A 20,111-nucleotide genomic window follows, 5' to 3' on the forward strand; every position below is an offset into this window, starting at 1 on the left:
GATGGTGAAACACAAAAACCCGTAAGAAGAACGGCGCTGCAGATGATATCTGCAGCGCCGAACCTGTTGGCGCTAGTTATTTTTGAAGCGTGTTAGCAAACGCCTGGGCAGCTTCTGGAGTAGCGAAGGAGTTAGTACGTGCCCCTCCTGGAATGGCTGATTTCACCCTAGTCCCGGTGACCCTGAGAAGTCTGGAGCTACTAATTGGAGCCAAGGGAACACCCATGATGTCCGTTTGCTCTAGCTCAACCGTGATCAATGAGCCACGTGGTGATGTGTCGTAGTCAGGGGTTGGTTCAGGTACGGCACGTTGTGGCAAAGCTGGAGCTGGAGGTGGATTACGATCCGCGCTCGATGAGCGCGCAGACGGCTGATTTATGTCCGCTGGCAAATTGTCCTCTACTGGTGAAATGTCATCTGTTTGGGCCCCGTTGCTCCTTGTGCTGTTACGCCGTAGGCCCCCGTCACCGGCACCCCCAGCATCCCCCACTTCGGCAACGCTTTGCCTCCTGGCCGCAGCACGTTTGTCGAACCCTGCCTTGACCATCCCTGCCGTCAACGTCATCGTGCCGATGATGGACAGTGACATAGACGCGATGCCCAATTTCTTTTTCTTTTCCGGGTCTTTCACAAACTCCGCGGCAACCTGTGTAGCCGCCGATGCAAGCGTTGCGGTGATACCTACCGCCAGTACGCCAATGACGAGCGGGGTGGCGGCACCTGCGGTCATCACGGCAAAGCCAATGGTCAAGCCTATGTTCATTACCAAAACGCCAATGTTCAGCCAGAACTCAGCCCCGCGCTTCTGCTTCTCTTTCACCGGGTCATCGTTCGAGCCCCAGCCGCGGCTGTAATGCCCGGTAGGGTCCTGCCACATGACCGGGTTGCCCAGGCAGTACACGTACGGGTTGATGCCCGCCAGTTCAGGGTCCAGGTTATCCGGGCTATGGAAGCGCATCAGGCTGGGGTTGTAGGCACGGTAGCCGCGCCCCAGCAGGTACCAGCCCAGTGCCTGCTCGCGCGCTTCGGCATTGAAGCCCAGCAGGCCCAGCAGCTTGCCTTCCTGCACCTCCCCATAGGCGCTGTAGTTGGCTTCATGCACCTCATCATTGGCCGCGCATTCGCCGATGACGCTGTTGTTGTTGCTGGCCATGTACAGGCGTGTCTCGTTGCTTTTGCCCGACTGTTGCAGCCCCAGCGGGGAGTCGCCTGCAAACAGGTACTCGGTGAGCAAGCCATCGCGCAAGGTGCTGCTGACCCGATAGCCCTCGTAACGCCGTTGCTCCTCGGCCTGCGCACCGTGGCGCACGCCCAGCAGTTGCCCGTGGCCGTCATAGCGGAAGTTGGCCAGGGCCGTGCCGCCCGGTGCCGCAGCGCTGGCCAGTTGGCCGGTATCCTCGTCGTACACCAGGCGGTTGCCCTGCTCGTCCTTGAGCATGTTGCCATCGGCGTCGTAATCGTCCTCGCTGAACTTCACCAAAGCGGGGTAATCGGCTGTCAGCGTATGGCTTACGCTTTTCAGCTGGAACGGTGAATCTTCGAAGTATTCGTAGAACGCTTCGTCGACTTCGCCATCCGCGAACTCGCTGAGGCAAAAGTAGATATTGTCGTACGCGTCGAACTCAAACGCCTGGTTGGTGATTGCACGGCCCTTGCTGTTGGTAGGCAGCGCGCTGCCTTCACACCTGTGGTTGTACAAGCGGTCACGGTCATCGTAATCAAAGCGCTCCGTCAGCACCGCCGTACCGGCTTTGATCAGCGTGCGGCTGTGCAGCATGTTGTCGTCGCGCCACACTTGTTCGAGCGCGCGCTCATCGAGGGTGGTGTCAAGCCGGCTCAGCTTGAGGGTGCGCGACGTTTCCCGGCCGCGGTGGTCATAGGCCTGGGTGCACAGCAGTTTCTGCGGGTTGGCGGCCTCGGCGTTGTTGGTGGTCAGCGTGGTATGCAACAGGCCTGCACTGTTGTAAGTGAATACCGCTTGCAGCGTGCCTTGGGTGATCGAGTGCAGCCTGCCAAGTTCATCGTATTCGTATGCTTTTCGGCTGTTGTCGCTGTCGCTGCACGTCAGCATGCGCCCTTGCAACGAATAGACGAAGTCGCGCGTGTAGACATCGCCCGATTGTTTGTCTGCCCAGCTTTCACTCAGCAGGTAACCCTGGTCGGTGTAGCTGTAGCTGCGTGTACCTTGCTCGTTCTGCGCTTCGGTAATGGCTGCGGAGGCCATGCTGTACTTGAAGCTGGAAGGCTTCTGGTTTTTCCCCGCTGTGATACGTGTTGGCGCGGTGCCGACCGCCAGGTCGTACTCGTAGTTGAACGTGCGGCCAGAGCCCATGATTCGCTTCTCTGGCAGCAACTGTGAGCCGCTGTACTCGCGCGTTTCCTGGTGGGGGCCAACGGTCACTTTGACCAGGCGGTCGATATCGTCGAACTCGCGTCCACACACCGAACGCCCTTCATCGTTGCGTTGCGGGTGCAGCAGCAGGGTGGTCGCCAGTTCATCGGTGCTGTGGTGGGCAAACTCCCGGCTCAACGCCGAGCCGTCCGCGCGATCGGTGCGCTGCATGCGCCCCCAGATGTCGTACCTGTAACCGGTGGTGCGTTTGTGTTCGGCACGTGCGGTGTGCTTGCCGCTTGCCGGCACGCCGAAGGTATAGGTTTCTGCGACGCTGCGGCCAAAGCCGTCATAGCTGTAGGCGCGTGTCGATGCCGAGGCACCGTGCTCATCCAGCGTTTGCACCTGTTCTGGTTTGTCGAAGCGATTGAAGGAGGTGGTGCTCTGGCTATTTCGCACACCGGGTTGGTCCGGGTACTCCTCCCAGGTGGTGACGATATCCCCCTCGGCGCCGAACGGGGAGCGGTCGGTGAACACGGTCACCCCGTCCGGGCGCACGGTAGCGCAACGGTTACCCCAGTTGTCGTATCGATGCTGGCTGGTCAAGGCCAGTTCGCGGTCGGGCAGTTGGTCGTAGGTGGTTTCGTTTTCCAGCTGGCCGAAGGCGTTGTAAGCGGCGGAATAAACCTGATACGTCTGTTGTTGCCTGGCCTTCGAGGCCACCGCCTCGCATACCCGCTCTTCCTTGATGATGCGGTTGAGGCCGTCGAACAACACGCGGCTGATTACGCCCAGGTTGTCTTCGGTTTCCTGAAGGTTCTGCTCAGCCGACACGGCATAGCGATAGCGGACAGTGGCGCGCTTTTCGTCATCGTCCGGTGCGGAGGTTTCGCTGGTCAGCCGATTGCTTGTGTCATAGCTGAAGCGCGTGACCGTGTCGTGAATGTCGAGGTTTTCCAGCACCTGGCCTGTCAGCGGATGCTGGCTCTGTTTAGAAACCTTCTGGCTCAGGTTATGCCCGATGGTCGTCTGGGTGGTCTGCAGGACATCGCCCAGCGCCTTGTGCGAGGAGAGGCTGTACTTCCACTCAAGCGTTGTGGTGGTGTCGGCCAGCACTTTACCCAGCTTCGTCCCATCATGCTCGGCATGCAGTGTAGTTTCACGTTTGCTCATGCGGCCGTGGTAGTGAGCATTGCTGGGGCTGCTGAGGTAGGTCCGTTTGACCGTGCTAAGGGCGCGCAGGGCCTGCGGGTTGGCGGCGTCCGTCAGCACTTCCTGTTCGATGGCCAGCCATGTCGAGGCGATTTCGCCGTGTTCGGGCAGGTCGATGCGACCCTGCAGGGTCCCCAGCGCACCATAGGTAAAATCGGTGCGTAGCACGGTGGCGCCTTCTACCACGTTGGCAAGCGTGCTCGGGTAGACCGTCTGGCTTTTTACATGCTTCTTGAAGCCGTTCGGATCAGCGGGGCATTTGCCAGGTTCGCCGTTGGCGTCGTAGTACTCCAGCACGGTGTACCCGCCATCCTGCTGAATTTCCTTGGTGAGGTTACCCTCTCGATCGTATTCGGTGGTGATGGTTTCAAAGCGCTTTTTGTTGGCATCGTCCTCCATTTCCCAAGAGGTCGTTACCGTATTCGCCATCAGGTAAATGGGCGGCTGTTTGCTGAAGGGGTCGCCCAACTCGCCGTGATAGACGATTTGGGTTCGGGTGACCTGTTTGCCCTGAGCGCGGGTTTCCTGGGTGCTGCGGTGGAAGCGGTCGTAGTGGGTGGTGACGGTGCGGTCAGCCTGGCCCGGGCAACGCTGGGTGGTCTTGCACCAATAGCTGTAGCCTGGGTCGACAACGTCGTACAAATTGTCGCGCCCGTTGTTGCGCCAGGTAATGGTGCTGCCATTACCCATGAAGTTTTCAGTGGAGTAGTCATAGTCCGTGCGCATTTCCGGCTGGCCTTGCCCTGGCTGAACGCGATGGCGTTTGACCCGTGGCAGCTTCTTGTCGACGCCCGGCAATGCATGGCCAGGATCCCCGTCGATGCCGTATTCGATGTGCTCTACAGCGCCTGTGGGCGAGACCACTTTGGTCACGCAGGTCTGCCCATGCACGGTCTGGTAGTCGAATTGCCACTGAGTCTGGTCGGGCAGTACCACATTCTGCAGTTGTCGCCCCTTGAACTTCAGTACCTGGCTGGCTTGCACATCATCGGCGCCAGGGTACAGGGTGAACTCAGTCGTGCCGCCGTAGGTTACCTGCAGCAACAGGCGGCCTTTACCTGCGCCATCGGGATGCCCGCTGTGTACGTGCGTCAAGCAAAACCAACCCGGGGTAACCGAGTTACTTGCGTAGGTGAGTTCGAGCCAGTGCCCGGAGGGTGCGTAGATGCGCGTCGGCAAGGCTGCACGCTGTGCGCCCGCGCCCATCTCTTCGAGTATTTCGACCACGCCGCTACGGTGCACGACGCGGAAGCGCCCTTCGCCATCCTTGTGGAAGTGGAAGGTATCGAGTTTTTTCTCGCTGATGCTCTCGATGCCGTCCACGGTGAACTGTTCGCCGGTAAACAGCGACAGGGCGCCACCGCCTTCAGGGTAGGCATGCTCGACAAAGCGGGAAAGGTTCAAATCCCATCCTTCGCCATACCCGACATCGCCCGCGGCCATTGAGTTGTAGGCCAGGTTTAGCGAGAAACTGGCACCGGCGCCGCTGTCGGCAACCAATTCAGGAATCGCGATGCTCAGCCCATATTGGCCGGTACGTGGGTCGACACGCTTTTCGACGGCGAAGTTATTGGCATTGGAGTGCGCGGCCATGCTGCTCATGGGGTCACCTGCGTTGTCGGGTTGGTTGGGTAGAACAGCTGGCCGCAGCGGTATTTGGTAGGGCCATTTTCGTCGGACTTGTGCGCGCGGCCGATCATGACTTTGCCAAGGCCACAGGTGAAATCGGAATTTGACTCCTTGACTTCCTTCTCCCAATCACCGGGTACGACGATCATTTTGTTTTCGACAGCTTCCGTGTCTTTGTAAAGCGTGGCGCAGCGGTAGGTGGTGTACCCAGTTTCATCGCCTTTATGGCCGCGCCCGACCATCACGCTGTCCGTCGGGCACGTGAAGTAAATGGGGTCGACCTTATCTTTGTTGTAAGTAACGGCTTCTGTACAGCTTTTGTCGGGCTGTTTTTCGCTCGTGCTTTCAGGTTTGCGCCTGCCACATTCAGAGATCCTGGCGGCGGTATAATCCTGTTTAATCACAATCTTCACCTTCCCATCGCCTTTCACGGTCTGGCAGGTGTATTTCGTCCAGTCATCTTTATGATCACCGTGTTCATCGCCACTGTGCGCACGGCCGACCATGACTTCGTCGCTTGCGCAATCAAACTCGTGGTCGTGTTCTTTTTCTATCGTGGTGGTCGTCTTTTCGCCCAAGGGCACAGGCGTGAGTGTTGGTGTGTTGGAGTCTTCGGAAATGTTTATTTGCAGGCAACTCAGTTTCCTAGTGATTCTTCCTGCGTCATTGTGGGTTTTGGCGGCCAGTTTGAAACCGACAGGTTTTTCGCCGGCATCGTTGGTGTAGTCAATGTATTTGCCTACCTCGAACTCTGTCAGGCGGTCAATGCCAATTTCAGGGAGTTGCGAGGGATTGCGCGTCGTCTCCAGTCGGATAACGAAGCTTTTGTTATCTTCGGGGTCGTCCTCTGTGTAAAACGTATCGTCTAATTTCGTGTCGCACAACCAATCATCGGTCAGCAGGATTTCTGCGGAGGAGGGAATATCGTGCATCACGATATCGCTGGGCTTGATGTCATAGCAATTACCCACGCCTATCCCCCCGCGCTCCGCCACGGAGAGTTTTAATGTTTTTCCTGCACCGGCTGGGGGATATCAATGGTGCAACGGCGTTCTCCAAAGTCTCCGGTTGGCGCTGAAATCAGGGTAATTGTACCTGCGCTGGCATAGGGGGTAATTAAGCCACAAAAAATGAACGTTAACGTCAAGAGAAGAGGCGGGGATGGGGCGCGGTGGGTACGGCTTCCCCGTGTTGTATTTATCATGGTCGAACTCCGTTGTTTATTGATCAAGCTGCTGATTAGCAGGCCACTCCTCGCAGGGATGGCCCGGTAACGCTCAGGCTAAAACAGCTGGATTCGGTTGGCACCTGGCATAAATAACAGGTAGGGCGCAGGCCCAGCCAAGACGTGCAGTGCCGCCGGGCACGGGCTTGGGCCTAGTATTTTTGCCAGTGGTCGAGCACCGGTTGCAGGCGTAAAACTTGGTTCCGGCAAGCCTGATATGGAGTAAGAGCAATGATTTCAAAAACGGAAAACTGCGCGATCGGCAGCGTGGGGGAGGGCGCAACTTTCATCCATCCCAAGCCGGTCATTGAAGGGTTGACGCAGAGCCTTGAAGTGGACCTGGACCGCTTGGGTAGCGACAGCCTCAGCGCCGTTATTCGAGGGGCAGGGCTGAGTCTCGGAGACCGTGTTTATTCCAATTGGTTAGGGGTGGATCGGGAGGGTGTCCCATTTGACTTGGTCAGGGAGGTCACCCTGGTACAAGACCCGGATAATGTAGTTTTAAACATAGATAATCGGACCGTGACGAATGCCAGTGGCGGTTATGCGTTCCTGTCGTACCAGGTTAATGATGTGACAGCGCCAGAGTCTATGCGGCAGTTCTGTTATGTGGGTTTGCGTGGTCCCAGTAGACTACCGGTGGTGCACGTACTGCAATCGCACGGTTTGAAGATCAATAAAGATAAGTTGCAGCAGCATGCCCACGTGGTGGCGGCTGCTTACCAGGCCATTCAGGACGGTGATCAGGTTACATTGACAGTTCGACGCTTCAGAAGTGCGGGGCAAGAGTTGTCAAAGCTGGAAAAGCCGTTGCGCCCGGAACAGAAGTTCAACGGTGAGCCGTTGGAATGGTTGATACCCAAATCGGACCTGAATACAGTCGATGTGGGTGGGCGTCTTGAAATGAGTTATACCGTTAAACTCAAGGACGGTCGCGAACTTGCCCCCTCGCGTACGCAAACGTTCTTGATCAGCGACGCAGAGGACACGGGTACACTGTTGCCTGCACCTAAGGTGGGCAATGGTGGTGGTAGCGAAATTGATCCTGGCAACTACCCAGACGGTTTACCGATTATCATCGACGGTTATCCGCAGCCTGCCGTAGGTGACTATTTGCTGCTGGCCTGGGTGTTGCCGTCGGGCGAAGCCAGCGTGCAAGTTATTCGTCTGGATGAAAGCAGCCTGGTCGCCGGGCGATTTTCCCTGCTGATCGAACCGGCACTGTTACTTGCCAGCCTGGGGGCGGTACAGGTTTTTTACCAGTACGCGCGTGAAGGCGCCTCGTTGACGTCAGACGCAGTGCCACTAGACGTGACGGCGCCTCGCGCAGTGCCTCCCATGCCTACTGTCAGGGGCAGCACAAATGCCGGTGCGGCAGATGAATATAATATTAATGCCTGGGATATCAGGAGAAATGGGGCCTACGTCCTCATCCCCAGCGAAGCCGATCTGCGCCCGGATGAACACGTTGAAGTGCACTGGCAAGGCGACCCGAACGGTGGCCGAACAATCATTCAATACCCAGATGCGGAAGGCCCGTTGGTATTCAACGTGCCTGCCGAGTTTGTCCCGGCCAATATGGGTGTCACGCCGCCCAAGCGGTTCGAAGTTTTTTATCGGATAGTGGAAACGAATACAGGGCTTCATTGGGATAGTAAAGCGGTGAAGTTGCTGGTGTTGCCGGTGGATGAAACACGGTATGAACCTATTGATTGCCCGGATGCAAACGCCGATGAAGAGCTGGTGTTGGTGCCCGCGGGTGGCAGGCTGAAGTTGGAACCCTGGTTATTTATCAAGAAAGACCAGCTACTGAGCATTCACCTTAGTGGTATAGGGGCTGGGTCGGTACCGGTAACGGAAGTGTTGCGCGATCAGGTGCCGGTTACCGAGTTGCAGGTGAAAGAGGGTGTAGACGATTTACTGACTCATGAGCTGTTGAGCAAGCTACAGCCGGACCAAAAATTTTTGGTTTGGGCCAGTGTCAGTTTCGATGGCGTCCAATGGACGGACTTTCCGAAACTAGACCTGACGCTCAAGGTATGAAGGTGAGCGTTGTCGGGATGCGCTCGGTTATTTGCCGTGTTGAAACAGTGAAGGAACGGCCACTTAAAGCGGGCCGCTTGAATTTATTTGCAGGGCTGAACAGGCTCGATGAAGCGAGGGATTGGTCGTGACAAACCTTACTAAAGAACAGATACTCCAGCAGCTGGCTGGCGGCACGGTCATGGCGGGTTGGTCTGCTATTGCCCAAGTGGGGCGAGATCAGATCAACCAGTTATTGTCGGACCAGTGGCTACAAAGCTATACCAATCAAACGTTCATCGAACCCATGAGCATGGCGTTTGACCTGGACGAGGGCGGCCAGTTGCGTGGCGAGTTTCGCAACCTGGTATTTGGCCCGCCACAGCTGTATTTCGAAGAGGCCAACTTGCTGTCGGCCGTCACGACCGTGCGAATGACCCTGCTCTCGGGCGATTACATTCAGCATGCTTATTTGCCGGGCAGCCCGCCTGTACTGTTGCGGGCTCACAGTGTGAATGAGGCCATGCGCTATGCGGTCAGCGCGCACATAGAGCTGAAACTGCAGCAAAGCGTGAGCGGGCAGTATACCCAATTGGTGCTGGCGCTTTCAGATGCCCGGACCGATACGCTGCAATGTGACCTGGGTACCACCGACTATGCATCGAAACAGATAGGCAAAGCGGTTTACGACCATTGGCTCAACCAACCTAGCGCTCGCCAGGTCTATACCTTGGTCGAGTTCGATGGCGAAGATTACGCGTCGATGTCGCCCAAGAGCATCAAGGTTTTGACCCAGAGGGCACCTTGGGGGGCCAAGACAGACAAACTGTTCAAGGACAAGGCCGCTAGCGAAGGCGATGGCGCGGTGGTGTTGATGATGCAGTTACGCTCGCATCTGCTGCAGGGCACGCTTCCGCAACCCGGCAACAACTTCCCCTATCTAAGTCCCGGCACAGCCGCCACAGGGGCCGAGCATTCATGCTCGCTGTTGCTTGACCCAATCAACGATCGCAAGCGTGGCGAGCCATTGGCTCAGGTACTCAGGCCGGTACGGATACCCAACGCGTATCGCTACACGTACGAAGACGCTGACAAGTACGAGCCAGCCGATGTGGTCGGCTTTGGTCAGATTTCGCCCACAGAAAACACCTACCGGGTAGACCCAGCCACGGCAAGTACCGTGGCGCAGGGAAGCGTGCCCTTCGCGCTCAATGGGGTTACGCCCGTCACGGCGTGGGCAACCGCTAACCTGAGGAGTGTTTCTGCCAGTGGCACAATTAGCGCCGCCGGCATTTATTCGTCGGGCGATGCAGATCGGTTCATCGCCGATAGCCAGGTTTCGGTGGTGACGGGGCAGTACCTGGATGGCAGTGGCAGTGAGCAGTCACGTAGTGCGGTGGTGGTCGAGCACGTCAAGCCGGTGCAGATATCCCCTCGAATCATGGTCACCGGCGCCAATGGAGTGCCGATCGAACTGTCTGCCTCAAGCGTGAATGGCGGTACCCTTAAGTGGGATAAGATCGATACACCGCAAGCATTACGCGCTTCACGAGGACCGGGACGGGCCGGTAACCTCGACAAGCGCGACCACAGCAGCGCATACGAGTTGGACCTGGGCAGGTTGGAAGACCTGGGTAATGGCAAGGCCCGTTTCACGCCGGCAATGATCGAACCAGGTAAACCCGAAATCCTGTTCCAGGTCATTCGCGTCACGGATACTCGAACGAACGCCTATGCCGAGGCGACAGTGGTAATCGTGAACTGGCCCCAGCGCTATTTTGTCGAGCCATTCTATGTGGCGGGCTACAAGCCCAACGCCACCGTGCCATTCAAAGTCACGGATGCGCCCAGCGACCTGACGTGGCATGTGTTTGGAGAAGGTGATGTAGACCAGAACGGTGTCGATACCCCCCCCGAGAACGCCCAATTGCCGGTTACCGTAGTAATGGCCGATTACAATGACTCGCGGAACGGGTACGCAATCATCGAACACCGACCGGTCGCAACCGCCGCACCCGTGGCCAGTAGCTGGGATGGCCTTCTCAGGTTTGCCGTCGAACTGCTCAGCGTTGGCAAATGTTTTGCCAACGGTATGCAGCAGATTGAAGTAAGAATAACCATCGAGACAAAAGTTGATAGGCCGGGGGTTATTTCGCCACCGATCAGCGATAAAGAACTCGCCAGCCTCAAACTGTACAACGTTGAGGGCGGCAAGGTGCTTGAATTCCTACCTGACGGTGAAGAAGGCCTTGAACCAGGCGACGGCCCTAAAAATTGGGTCGTGAATAATAGTGCCAATCGGGTGGGATCACGTACTCAGGTTATGCAGGGCAGCGCGCGAGGGGAAGACAGTACCCGATACAAGCGGTTTTTCCTGCAGAGTACCGCCGTTGGCACGCTGGAAGTGGCTGCCCAGTTCAAAGGTGACGATAATGCAGTCTATCGCTCTACCGATTACGTCGACGGTACCCAGAAAGTAACGGTGGTTGCTGAGTCCGTGCCTGTTTTTTCCAGGGATGCCTACACGTTCACGCGTGTCCCGGTGAAAGGCTGGGAAGGCGTGGGTGATGAAGACTTTCACAAGGTAGACGATACCACCGACTATTGGATACTGGCGGGAGCAAAAGATGATGCCTTCCAGACACTGAAGTTTCTCAGGCTGAAGTTCGAAGACGACAGCCCCGTGTCGACGATGCGCTGGGAGTCTGATCAGCGAAGGGAAAAGTACTGCAGTTTTACCGGTTATGCGTTCACCCCATTTGTTCGTGAGAACAGCCAGCTCGGTAACGAAACAGACAACCCAGAGGACCCTGAAAAATACCTTGTACATGACGGCTTGTTGCAGGCGTTGGTGCAATACCAAACCCAGCTCGATACCTATTTGGATACAGAGCTGCTTGATGACTATAAAGCTGCGGCGGGCGACGTTTGTTTTGCTCTGCACCGGGTATCGGACCTGCCTATTATTTACGACAAAGAAAACCCCATTGAAAGGCAGTGGCGAGCCGAACTGGAAAAGCCCTTGTCGTTCCGCCTGATGGATCAGAACGGTAATTGGCATAAGCTCAGGGTTTCATTCCATTTGGCGAATGGTCTGCAGGGTAGTCGCGACAAGCTGACTTACGCGATCAACTAATCAAATGGATTATTTAGGAGGCTTGGTATGTCTGGTAAAACGGCGTTGCATTCCGGTGCGTTCAATTTCTTGAGTTTCATCAGTAATGGTGTTGATCCGCGTACAGGCCAGTATGGCCTGAGTATCGCGTTGCCTGTGTTGCGTGGTGACTATCTTGGGGGGGTGGAGTTTCCATTGAGGCTCAGCTATAGCTCGATGGGGGCGGGGGACTTTGGATATGGGCAAGGTTGGGATATCAATCTAAGTAGTTTCATCGAGGATGCCTACCCTGCCGGGGGAGGGGCACTTTCGCTGTATACCGGTGAGCGATTTACAGTGGACGGCGTGGAGAGTATTAGCGAGAAAAAGCTGGACTTTTTCCATTTTCACAAGGATGGCGATGGGCTGTACCGGGTCGAGCACAAGGACACACCACTGACGGAAGTGCTGCAGCCCGTTAATATCGGTACAAGGAAGTTGATGCTGCCGAAAAAAATCTATGCCGATTCAAGGCGTTGCTTGGAGTTCGTCTATCGTGACAATCCGCAATTGCCAGGTACCCCCTGCCTGAGTGAAGTGTTTGATTCAGGTGTGGGTGGGGGCGGCCAGCTCGCCTGTTGTTGATTGAGTACTCGGGCGATATGGTCATCACCTTGTACCCGGATCAACCGGAGGCGAGGGCCAGTTACACCCTCAAGTTCAACGGGCGGCGGCTGGAACGTGTGGTGTTGCCCACCGATGAATTGGCGTACTGGGAGTTTTCCTACCAGCAGGTGCATGGGCAAACCTGTGTGAGCCGGGTGCGAACGCCGACGGGCGCGGTCGAGCATATCGAGTACGGTGTTGACGGTGACCCTGGCCACAAGCTCCCAGGGGTTGAGCAATATTTGCCGCGGGTCAAGCGCCACCGCATTGTTCCGGGTTTTGGCCAACCCGATACAGTGACCGAGTATGACTATTCCACGACCAACTTCGTGGGCAATGGCAGCTCAATCGTCTGGAACAACAATGGCCGCGATAACCTCTACGAGGTGACGGATGCCAACTATTCCTATTGGAGTAAAACCACCGAGCGCTGCCCAGGACAGGCGGATCGCACCGTCTTGTCAACCTACGACCGCTTCCACCGCAGTGTCGAGGTAAAACAGGTTCAGGGCCAATGTGTGAATACCACGGTCAGCCAATACCCTGGCAATCCGGCGGAGCCCTTCATAAAGCAACCTGCGAACTTCCAGCTGGCGAGCCTTTCGACCCAGACCTGGCAAGTGGAGGGAAATGCGGCGATTGGCAAGGCCGAACACGCTACCACCTATGACGTGTTTGGCAACCTGATAAGCGAAGTGCCCGCCACGGGCGTCGAGACGTTGTACGAATATTACCCCGCTGCAGGCGAGCTGGGCAGTTGCCCGGCAGACCCGCAGAACTTTGTGCGCTGGCGCAAGAGCCAGACCATTAACCCATCATCCGTAGGCGAGGCCGCAACCACGCGCACGCAGTTCGTCTATAAAGCGCTCGACCCGGTTCCGCTGCCCGACGGCACGCCCGACTATATTGCCAAACAGTGGCTCGTGGAAAAAGAACAGCATTTTTTTGAGCTGCAAGGTGACGCCAAGGTGCCGGTACCGCTGAGCCATTCGCTTACCGATTACCATGAATCCACAGCGGACTTGTTGAGTTATGGGCGGCCAAGCATCACGACTTTCACCATGGGCGACCAGGATACGACCACGTCGTACACCTACACGACAGAGGTCGTGGAACACCATCCAGCCTTGGTGGCCACTCAAGTGGTGACGGGCTTCGATCATGGCCAAGCGCTGGAAGACGGCACCCTTCGCGATGTTCAGAAAACTATCGTCCTGAAGCACTCGGCATTGATCGGTGAGCCATTGTTCAACCGGGATGACAACGATGTGGAAATTGCCTATGCCTATGATCGACTGGCCCGTGTGATCAGTGAGACCGTTGCACCCAACGATCCCATTTACAGGGCCTATCGCACTTACAGCTATGTGCTGGCGGTTCTTGACGAACCGGCTGTGCAGACGTCGAGCGATGTCAAGCGCGTAACGACCCGATCGAAACTCGATGGTTTGGGCCGTGTATTCGAAGAGGAGCGTATGGACGCCGATAGTGCCGAAGTATGGCGACGCCAGGCGTATCGCAAGAGCTATTCGGCTGTTTACAACGCTTACGGCCAACTTGAGGAAGAAACCGAATACGACTGGATGGCGGATGAGGTTTCCGAGCAGGGGGTTCACCGTCCAGTCGACCTGCCGTTGACGGTGCGCTATGGCTACGATGACTGGGGCCAGCAGGCGTGGCAAATTGGGCCTGATGCTATCCGCCACGTTGAAGAGACGAACCCGGTGGGTAACCAGAACTCGGCGTTTATGCCTATCAAGCGCAGTTGGCGGGAGTCAGAAGATCGCGCTGACGCAAGTGGCGTGACCGAAACTTGGTTCAACCGGTTCGATGAACCCACCCAGGTCAGGCGCTTCAAGTCCAGGGACGATACCGTTGCATACAGCCAACATACCTATCATTACGATGGCCTGGGGCGTGTGGCCCGGGAAGTGGCGGCCGATCAGTCCGTCACGCTGAGTACTTACGATCCCTTCGGCCGGTTGCTGGAGCAGACCCTCCCCGACAGGTCGGTGGTAACCCGCCGCTATGCGGACTTCGACAGTGGCGACCTTCCGGCATACATCGGTGTCAATGGCATCGAGCTGGGCACACAAACCTTCGATGGCCTCAAGCGGCTATACAAGTCTGATACGGGTGGGCGTAAGCGCACTCTGTACTATAAACCTGGGCAAAACCGGCCGGAGAGGGTGTTTACGCCCTCCAAGCAATGGGTCGATTACGAATATAACCCCGTGTTGGGTGAAGAGCCGCTAAAGCGAGTATCCAGCCGGTTCACGGCTGATTACCAGTACGATTCGGAAAACGCCCGGCTGTTGAGCTGTACCGAAGATGGGCAAACCCTGGAAAGGGAGTATTTCAGTACCGGGCAGATGAAGTTGGAGAGGCGCAAGGAGGGCGACGAAGTCTTTGAAATGCAGTATGCATTCAGCTACCGCGAACGCATGCTGAGCTACACCGATGTGCTGGGCCAGGTGCAAGACTATGAGTATGACGCGGCCGGGCGTTTGCTGCAGACCACGCTGGGCTCGACGGTAGCAATGTTCGCGTACGACACGCTGGGCAGAACGTCGGAAATCGCAACGCGTGATGGCGACAACTTCCTCATTACTCAGTTGGAATATGACGATTTCGATCGTGAGACGCTTCGCCGTTTCGATATGAAGGGTGAGATACAGACGTTGACCCAGCGGTACGATGAATGTGACCGCATCGTGGTGAAAACCTTGTGGCCAGGGGAGCCGGGAGAAGACCAGCGGCGACAAGCCGAGGTGTACGCTGATCGTGTTCGGGGCAAGGTGTTTCAACCCGCCGCGTCTGCAGATGTCAATGAGCGGTTGAAAAACATCTACGCAAAGCACAAGCCCTTTAATTCGGGAGCTGGCGGTGTGCTGAACGGAGAAAACTGGCTCAGGAACGAGGTCTATGCGTACGAGAGTCGCGGTCGCTTGTATGACTATAAATGCAGTGGCGAATTGGCCCCAGTCGACCCGCAAGGGCATGTGATCCGTGGCCAGGCATTTGAGTTTGATGCCCTGGACAATATTGTGCTGGTTATCACCGAACTGACAGATAAAGACACGGACGCGCCGGGTGAAAATGTGGCCGAGTACTTCTTCGAATATGAAGACCCTGCGCAGCTCAGCAAAATAACCAATAGCTATGAAGGGTATACAGCCGAGCAGAGGTTGACGTATGACGATGACGGCAACCTTGAAGACGATGGTGAGGGCATGGAAATGGAATATGACGCCACGGGTAGGCTGAGGTCAGTCGTCAAGGCGGGGGGGACCTCGAACTATTACTATGATGGTGTTGATCGTTTGAGTGGGCAGAGTTGATCCTGTGCTTGTAGCCTTGCTACCCCTTGAGAGCCCGCGCTAGCGCGGGTTTTTTTTGTTTTGGCCGGTACGCAGATAATATAACGGCCATGTTGGCAACTGACAAATTTGCCAGTTGTGCGGGGGGAGGATGTGGATTTCAATGATCACGTAGCTGTCCGCGCAGCCCCTTATGTTGAGTGTCTAATATGAAAGTAGAATTGAAAGGGAAAATTAAAGTAAAAATTAAAGAAAAGGTGAGCGGTAAAAAAAGCAAGCCCTCAGGCCGTAAGCGTGTTTTTGCGCCTGTCTCACCTCAGATCGATCCGGCCCTGATAGCAGACCCCACCGATAATACGATGCTGAGCTCGGCCTTGACAGATGATGCAGTCGATATTGATTTGACCATCACTGATTGGGGGGCAGCAGGTGATCCCAATGTAGGGGAGTTTGACCAGATGTGGCTGTTGCATCTGCCAGACGGTGGGGCCGAGGAGGAGCTGCACAATGGTCAGTATGATAGAAACAGTGTTTTCCCCTTTGACGTTACTCTGGATAAGGATCAGGTAAAAAGATGGGGTGAAGGCGGTCATACTTTTTTATCAGGGTCGTCCCTTATAACAACCCCCTGCCTGTAGATTTTCCCCGTTACACTTGATCTTTGATCGTGTCGCTCCCTACCCCAATCAAATGCCCAATCCATTCCCGGCTATTGCTGCCGTGTTAGACACCAATATTGGTTCGGTTGAGCTCACATTGCCTGGCTATCCACTTCCGAGTGACACCACTTATCCCGGTTGGGATGCTAAAGATACCGTAGGGTGGGTCTGGCGCAAGCAAGTGCCTGTTGATCCGGGTGACCTGGTACCAGACGGCACCGCGCTTGTCACTACAGTGCCTCTGACGATACCGGTGCCTCAGAATGTTATTGAGGATGAGGGGGACGGTGGCATCCTTATCGCCTACATTCTTCAGGACAAGGCCGGTAATCGCAGTGCCGTGTCTAGGGCCACGCGCGTTACGGTGGCGCTAGGGAATTTGCCTGTCCCGGCGGATTTCCAGAAGCCTCTGGTGTTAGACATGAACAACGGTGTGGTGGATCAGGACGCCGTGCTTAAAGGTATAGAAGTGCAGATTGATGCCTTCCAGCATTTCAAATCGTCGGATCTGATTACCCTCCATTGGGGCACACATGATTTCGCTGAGCGGGCAGTGGGTACGTTCCCGGTCAAGCAGGCTATTCCTGCCAGTGTTATTCTGGATATTTACGGCAAAGGCTCTACAGGCGTCAAACCGGTCGATGTAACGTATGAAGTGCGGCGTGGCGATCACCCATTGGGCGGTGAGAGTGACACATTCGATGTCAACCTTGAGCGCATTGGCCCGATCGTGCCCGACCCTGATCCGGAGTGGCCGGGGCCTGTAAATCCGCAAATGGCCCTGCCGGATGTATATGGAGGCAATGATAACCAGAAAAATCACCTGACCGAGAACGATGATGGCGCCGATGCCGAGTTGAGAGTAACGATCGACGCTGCATTCGCGGAAGATGATCTGGTTGAGTTTTACTACACCGATGAACATGTCATCGAAGCGGATTATAAACTTGAGCAGGCCGACCCTGGCAACGAAATCAAAGTGACCATCCCGTGGGCATACATTCTTCGACACGACAACGGCAACCGCTTTGCTCACTATGAAGTCAGCCGTGCAGGTGTGCCGAACAAGGCTGCTTCTGGACCTCAGCCAATTGTGGTGGAGGCTATTGTCATACACCCGGAAGCTGCGGAGATCCTGGGTGGTTTTGTAAGCGGAGGGCGCCTGTGGCTGAACTGCACTTCGTTGTTTGACCCTGCGGATCCAACTGATGTTAACCCTGATGTGCGTATCAATATCCCTGACCTGAGCAAATGGTTGGCCAACGGTGAAGACTTGACACTGACCTGGACGGCGACCCAGGGAACTGCTCCTGGTGGGCTCGATATACCAAATGCTAAGTTTGAAAAAACTATTCAGTTGAATGCGACTAACCCACCCACCGGGTTCGTTTGGCGAATCCCTTATGCCGATGGCCTGAAGCCGATTTACGAGTTCAATCAGGCAGTTACTTATGATGGGCTGGCGACTTTCATTTATGCATTTGAACGTAATGGTAAAACGATCACATCCGAGCCTGCCGTGGCAGTGGTATCCATGCACTCGTTTACCGCCGAATGCCTACTTGTTCGTCCTTGAGTGTTGGCGATCCGGCATGCGGGCTGGGTTTGCTGAAAAGTCGCATCAATTACAGGACTTTTCCTACTCGCGATTGGGTGATTTCTTAATAGCCTTTCTCACGTTTTTGCTGCCCGTTTGCGGGTTAATCGATGAGGCTAAAGTGCAATGATCAAAAGGCGCAACTTCACCCTGTCCCCCTTGGCGTCAGCCATTGGGCAACTCTTGCTAGGCGCCTCTGCTGTGCTCTTCACTGGGCCTGCAGGTGCCCTGGCGCTGGTGGACGATGAGCAACAAATCGGTGCCAGTACCCCGGTTGACAGCTACAGGGTCAATGACGGCGGGCGCTTGGTAGCCGAGGGGGCTACCACTCAGCAGATCGACGTGCGCACAGGCGGAGGTCTACAGCTTGAGGGCTCCACGGTATCCGCCACGGGTGTCGCTGCAGTCATGGTCAATGGCGGTGCTTCGGCAACCATCGCCAATGGCTCGCGCCTGACCAGCAACCTGTTTGGCCTCGATGTACTGCGCAGTGCGACGGCGGGTTCAACGGTGTCGGTAACGGGCAGCCATATCGAAGGCGGGGTCGGCGGTGCCAGGGTGGCCGGGAGTTCTCATCTTTCCCTGACCGACAGCACCCTGGTGAGTACCGGGGCAGCCGGTGCTGCTTTGCTATTTGGCGATGCTCGGCTGGATGCGACCAACAGCCAGCTGACCGGTGCCACGGATGGCATCCGGGTGGTGGGCGATGCGCTTTCGACTGAAGCTGCATCGCTCAATCTGCAGGGCTCGCGGGTGGAGGGCCAGAATGGCGCTGCCATCCGGGTGGGTAGCGCAAACCAGGCGCCCGGCGATGCGGCGATCACCATCAGCGGCGGTACTACGCTGGTTGGCAGCAATGGCAACCTGCTGGAAGTGGCGAACGGCTCCAACGCTACGATGCTGGTGGAGGGTAGCAACCTGGTAGGTGATGTCCTGGTGGAGGACGGTTCCAGCGCCAAGCTGACCTTGGGCAACCAGGCCAGCCTGACCGGGCGCCTGACCAATGTCGAGAGCTTGGCACTGAATGACGGCGGGCGCTGGAACATGGTCGAGGACAGTGAGGTCGCACAACTGGCCATGGCGGGGGGGCGGTACGTTTCGGTGAAGCCACGCAGTACCAGCGCCTGACCCTTGGCAACTTGTCGGGCAGTGGCACGTTCATCATGGATGCCGATTTCAGTACAGGCGAAACCGACTTCCTGGACATCACCGGCACGGCAACCGGCAACCATAGTCTGCTGGTCGGCAGCAGCGGCAATGAACCCACGCAGGAAAACAGCCTGCACCTGGTTCATGCGGCGGCGGGGGATGCGCAGTTCTCGCTGCTTAACGGCCCGGTGGACCTCGGGGCGTTCTCCTATAGCCTTGTGCAGCGCGGCAATGACTGGTTCCTGGATGGCGCGACCAAAACGATAAGCCCAGGTACCGAGGCGGCCATGGCCTTGTTCAATACTGCGCCCACGGTGTGGTACGGCGAGTTGTCTTCCCTGCGCAGCCGCATGGGTGAGTTGCGGCTTGACGAGCGCAATGCGGGCCTGTGGGCCCGCAGCTATGGCAACAAATATAACGTTTCGGCCTCGACCGGTACGCCCTACAGCCAAGTTCAGCAGGGCTTCTCGCTGGGGGCCGATACGCCGTTGCCGTGGGGCGATGGTCAATGGCTGGCCGGGGTTATGGCGGGCTACAGCAGCTCAGACCTGAACCTGACCCGAGGCGCTTCGGGCGAGGTGAAAAGCTATTACCTGGGGCTGTATGCCACTTGGCTGGATGCCCAGACCGGCTATTACCTCGACAGCGTGGTCAAGCTGAACCGCTTCGACAACCAGGCCAAGGTAAGTCTCAGTGATGGCCAGCGTACCGAGGGCGATTATGACAACGTTGGCGTGGGGGCGTCGGTAGAGTTCGGTCGCCACCTGGCGCTGAATGATGGCTATTTCGTCGAGCCTTTCGGGCAACTGTCGGTCGTTGGTATCCAGGGCAAGGACTACCACCTGGACAATGGCTTGAAGGCCGACGGTGATACGACGCACTCGGTGCTGGGCAAGGCCGGCGCCACGGCGGGGCGTACCTTGAAGCTTGAGGGTGGGCAGTGGCTGCAACCTTATGTGCGCCTGGCTTATGTGCACGAATTCGCCAACAACAACCTGGTCAAGGTCAACGATCACCGTTTCGACAACGACCTGTCAGGCTCGCGCGCGGAGCTAGGCATGGGGGTAGCGGTATCGCTGACGGAGCGCCTGCAACTGCATGCCGATTTCGACTACAGCAATGGCAAGGCGCTGGAACAACCTTGGGGTGCCAACCTGGGCGTGCGTTACAGCTGGTAAGCAGCAGGCACCTTTATAGCAGCAAACC

General features: G+C 56.6%; 8 protein-coding genes and 1 pseudogene. 7 read left to right on the forward strand and 2 right to left on the reverse strand.

The window, feature by feature from the left end; genetic code table 11:
• Window positions 1-76: 76 nt before the first annotated feature.
• Window positions 77-5,146: an RHS repeat-associated core domain-containing protein gene (locus AB5975_17375; protein ID XDR18427.1), complete on the reverse strand. Its 5,070-nt coding sequence runs from the start codon at window positions 5,144-5,146 to the stop codon at window positions 77-79.
• Window positions 5,143-6,105, reverse strand: coding sequence for a hypothetical protein (locus AB5975_17380; GenBank protein XDR18428.1), 963 nt, complete (start codon window positions 6,103-6,105; stop codon window positions 5,143-5,145). The genes AB5975_17375 and AB5975_17380 overlap by 4 nt, the downstream gene beginning before the upstream one ends.
• A gap of 524 nt (window positions 6,106-6,629) precedes the next feature.
• Here AB5975_17380 and AB5975_17385 point away from each other — a divergent pair.
• The 7 genes and pseudogenes from AB5975_17385 (at window position 6,630) to AB5975_17415 (ending at window position 20,083) form a co-directional block, all read left to right on the forward strand.
• Entirely contained in the window at window positions 6,630-8,441 is a 1,812-nt protein-coding gene (locus AB5975_17385) for a hypothetical protein (protein ID XDR18429.1), read from the forward strand.
• Between the two features lie 127 nt (window positions 8,442-8,568).
• The gene (locus AB5975_17390) at window positions 8,569-11,556 is read left to right on the forward strand and encodes a hypothetical protein (protein XDR18430.1); all 2,988 of its coding nucleotides are present in this window, start codon (window positions 8,569-8,571) and stop codon (window positions 11,554-11,556) included.
• Between the two features lie 27 nt (window positions 11,557-11,583).
• Window positions 11,584-12,159, forward strand: a complete 576-nt coding sequence (locus AB5975_17395; GenBank protein XDR18431.1) for a hypothetical protein — start codon at window positions 11,584-11,586, stop codon at window positions 12,157-12,159.
• Window positions 12,160-12,176: 17 nt separating this feature from the next.
• Complete coding sequence (locus AB5975_17400; protein XDR18432.1) at window positions 12,177-15,521, forward strand: sugar-binding protein; 3,345 nt, start codon at window positions 12,177-12,179, stop codon at window positions 15,519-15,521.
• Window positions 15,522-15,709: 188 nt separating this feature from the next.
• Window positions 15,710-16,138: a hypothetical protein gene (locus AB5975_17405; GenBank protein ID XDR18433.1), complete on the forward strand. Its 429-nt coding sequence runs from the start codon at window positions 15,710-15,712 to the stop codon at window positions 16,136-16,138.
• A gap of 16 nt (window positions 16,139-16,154) precedes the next feature.
• Window positions 16,155-17,735, forward strand: coding sequence for a hypothetical protein (locus AB5975_17410; protein XDR18434.1), 1,581 nt, complete (start codon window positions 16,155-16,157; stop codon window positions 17,733-17,735).
• 147 nt (window positions 17,736-17,882) lie between these two features.
• Window positions 17,883-20,083 (forward strand): annotated as a pseudogene (locus AB5975_17415) (autotransporter outer membrane beta-barrel domain-containing protein).
• The last annotated feature ends 28 nt before the right edge of the window (window positions 20,084-20,111 follow it).

Origin of the sequence: Pseudomonas putida, assembly GCA_041071465.1 — a bacterium.
GTDB lineage: Bacteria > Pseudomonadota > Gammaproteobacteria > Pseudomonadales > Pseudomonadaceae > Aquipseudomonas > Aquipseudomonas putida_P.

Coding starts and splice junctions, on each gene's coding strand:
- AB5975_17380 (XDR18428.1), bottom strand. CDS start 6,105: ATGCACGATATTCCCTCCTCCGCAGAAATCCTGCTGACCGATGATTGG.
- AB5975_17385 (XDR18429.1), top strand. CDS start 6,630: ATGATTTCAAAAACGGAAAACTGCGCGATCGGCAGCGTGGGGGAGGGC.
- AB5975_17405 (XDR18433.1), top strand. CDS start 15,710: ATGAAAGTAGAATTGAAAGGGAAAATTAAAGTAAAAATTAAAGAAAAG.
- AB5975_17395 (XDR18431.1), top strand. CDS start 11,584: ATGTCTGGTAAAACGGCGTTGCATTCCGGTGCGTTCAATTTCTTGAGT.
- AB5975_17400 (XDR18432.1), top strand. CDS start 12,177: ATGGTCATCACCTTGTACCCGGATCAACCGGAGGCGAGGGCCAGTTAC.
- AB5975_17375 (XDR18427.1), bottom strand. CDS start 5,146: ATGAGCAGCATGGCCGCGCACTCCAATGCCAATAACTTCGCCGTCGAA.